The organism is Ferruginibacter sp., assembly GCF_031391665.1.
In the GTDB taxonomy this organism is placed as follows: domain Bacteria; phylum Bacteroidota; class Bacteroidia; order Chitinophagales; family Chitinophagaceae; genus Ferruginibacter.
Genome location: NZ_JANMUN010000120.1, coordinates 1 through 3018 on the forward strand (window position 1 = coordinate 1; position 3018 = coordinate 3018).

Here is a 3018-nt window from a genome sequence, read left to right on the forward strand (position 1 = left end):
GATTGTTGAACGCAGGGCACTACCGGCTAAGCGCAGGGGCTTTACACAAAAAGCAAAAATAAATGGGCAGGCTTTGTTCCTCCGCACCGGCGAATACAATGATGGTACTTTAGGAGAAATTTTTATCGACATGGCAAAAGAAGGAGCTACCATGCGTAGTATGCTTAACTGTTTTGCAATCGCCATTTCTATCGGCCTGCAATATGGTGTGCCTTTAGAAGAGTATGTTGAAAAATATGTGTTCACCCGTTTTGAACCGGCCGGAATGGTGGATCATCCAAATATTAAAAGTGCCACGTCTATCATCGACTTTATGTTCCGTTCGTTAGCATACGAATATTTAGGCCGCAACGATTTAGTTCATGTACTGGATACACCTGAAGTACAAAATTTGGGCAATGCAGAGTGGGACCAAAACACACCTACCATTGGCGAACGCAAACCCGAATTGAGTGAAGTACGTGTATTAGGTACTGTGGCACCGCAGCCTGCAAAAGCAGCACACCGCACCGCCTCTGTACAAAAAACACACAACCCAATGGACGCCGTAAATGCAGCTGCTAAAAGTATGCAGAGCGATGCTCCGGCCTGTAACACCTGCGGCCACATAACTGTACGCAGCGGCACCTGTTACAAATGTTTGAATTGCGGTAACAGTATGGGTTGCAGTTAGCCCCTGTCCCCTGAAGGGGTAAAAAAGAAGAAGAGGAAACACAAGCACATAAAAATAAGCTGTCCAATTTATTGGATGGCTTATTTTAAAAAATTCTTTAAATAAAAATAAAAAAGCCCTTGCTTAGCAAGAGCTTTTAAAAAAAGTTGACGGGATAATACGTTTGGAGACTTGTTACCCGACAATGCAAATTCTGTGAGAAAAGGTGACCAGGTTCACTTGGCTTGGTGAAAAGCCTCATTTGCTTAGTAAGAAGCCTAACTCTCAGAAATTTTGGAGGAGTCTCAATTGCCATTAAAGATTGAGGCTCCTTTTTTTATTATACAAAATTGAATTCTTCTAATTATCATGCAATATAATTCCTAGACAATTACTTTCCAAGCAGCTACAGAAAAATAGAAAAATTGAATTCACAAGTTATTAAGATTTTTTTTAAAACCCTTTACTGTAGGGTATTATAGCGAAAATTTAAAACGTATTGCTTATTTTATAGAATTGATAGAATGCGGATTTTAATCTGCAATATTGAAAAGTTTTTAATAAAAGTAAACCTCAAAAAATGTTTTATATTTTTGGAAGATTTTATAAACATAAAATAGTTGATTGAGGTAGAAGAAAAGAGAAACACTTATACAAAATAATCAATTGAGTGGTGTTTGCTGCTTCTCGAAAGTTATAACTATTAAATCTGTTATAACGTTTGCTAATAATCCCTCATCTTCTGTAGAAATATTTTGGTGGTAATATTTGTCAATTTGGAAAGTGGAAATTGAATCAAGTGTAATAGAATAATAATAATCTTTAAAAGTAATAATTATAGGTATGGGAAGGCTAAAAGCTTTCTTCCCATTTTTTTTAAAACCACTTAAGTAATAATTGAGTTCACATCTATCCGGTAGAAAATTTTTATTGTCTTTAAGCCCGTTGAAAAAATCTTTAAAATCATTAGAATTGCTAAGTTGACCGGTTGAACCAAAATTATAAATATTGACCTGAATAGTACGATTAAAAAATAATTCATTTATGGAATTCCATTTATCAAGTATTGATTCAATTAAAGCTAAGATTTGGTTATTAAATACTTCAGTTAAAACTTCCGGAGATTTTTTCTTCTCAAGACTTAATGACGGATTAATTTTTTGATGAAGTAGTTTTATCTTCTTTTCCCAATCTCCAGCCTCGTCAATTCTTTCTCCTTTTGCAGCCTTAATGGAAATTTCATAACTCCAAACTAATTGTTCCCCAATATAACTTTTAAAAGCTTCAATATTTCCTGTATCCGCTTCTCTTAAAGCAAACAGATAATTTTTTTTATCAGCAGTTTTTATAATAACAGGTGGGCAATCATTCTTAAGTAAATGATAATTCATCAGTAACCTTGCTATTCTTCCATTGCCGTCATCAAAAGGGTGTATGCAAACAAATTTATAATGTAATTCTGCAGCAACTTCAACAGGCTGTAAGTTTTTATTTAATAATGCTTCATTGTACCAGTTCATCAAATCATTCATCATTGCCGGGGTTTCAGCAGGAGAAGGATAATGAAATATTTCTCCATTCTGTAATAAAACTGAATTGGGAAAAGATTTGTATTCTCCAATTTTTATTTCTCTCCTCGTTTGCAGCCCGTCGGGTGTAATGGCTGCGTTATAAAAAGGACGAACTAAAAGTATTTCGTTTATTTCCCGTATAAATTTTTCTGTAAGTTGCCTTTCTTTATCTTCTGCTAAATCGTAGATCAATTTCAACGCAACATCATGGCCTTTCATTTCTTCATACTCCCTTAATTCGTGATTGCCTTTGGTCAGATCAAAAATCAATAGTAATTCTGTTTCTCCGTAAGTAAGCGTATTACCTTCAATATGGTTGCTGTTAAAATTCCATTCCATCCGGAATTTTTTATCTAACCGCTGTTTGTTTTCAATGCTCAGCGGTTGCAGCTGAGCAAACTGTTTTTTTAATCCGTTAATATTTTCCATTAAATCTTTCACCCTTCAAATATAACGCTAAACTTTTATTGGTTCTCCTCAAAATGGTATAAAATTCACTTCGCAAACCTGTTGTTGCCACATTGCTTTTAAATCAAATAAAGGACTATTTTTACCTAATATACTTGCTGCTAACCAATGCAATCTTTTTTAATCTTTCAAGTCCGTTCTATTTTTAAAGGCATTTTGCTTTTAACTCTTATCCAGTTTAATTATCTTTTTTCCCCTGCTCAATCCTACACAGGCTACCATTCTTCAGCATACGCCGGGGTTTACAGCATTTTAAATAATCCGGCAGATATTTTAAACCATCGTACCCGGGCAGATGTTAATCTCGTAGGTTTTTCTACAGCCCTT

The 3018-nt window shown here is 34.9% G+C and carries 3 protein-coding genes; 2 read left to right on the plus strand and 1 reads right to left on the minus strand.

The annotated features are described in order from the left end of the window. Positions 1-673 (plus strand): TSCPD domain-containing protein (locus ACY651_RS09065; RefSeq protein WP_462251883.1); only part of this gene is annotated, 673 nt, incomplete at its 5' end. A gap of 641 nt (positions 674-1314) precedes the next feature. Here ACY651_RS09065 and ACY651_RS09070 read toward each other — a convergent pair. Then, entirely contained in the window at positions 1315-2664 is a 1350-nt protein-coding gene (locus tag ACY651_RS09070; protein WP_462251885.1) for a Fic family protein, read from the minus strand. Between the two features lie 135 nt (positions 2665-2799). Here ACY651_RS09070 and ACY651_RS09075 point away from each other — a divergent pair. After that, positions 2800-3018, plus strand: a 219-nt coding sequence (locus ACY651_RS09075; RefSeq protein WP_462251887.1) for a hypothetical protein, incomplete at its 3' end; no start/stop codon positions are given.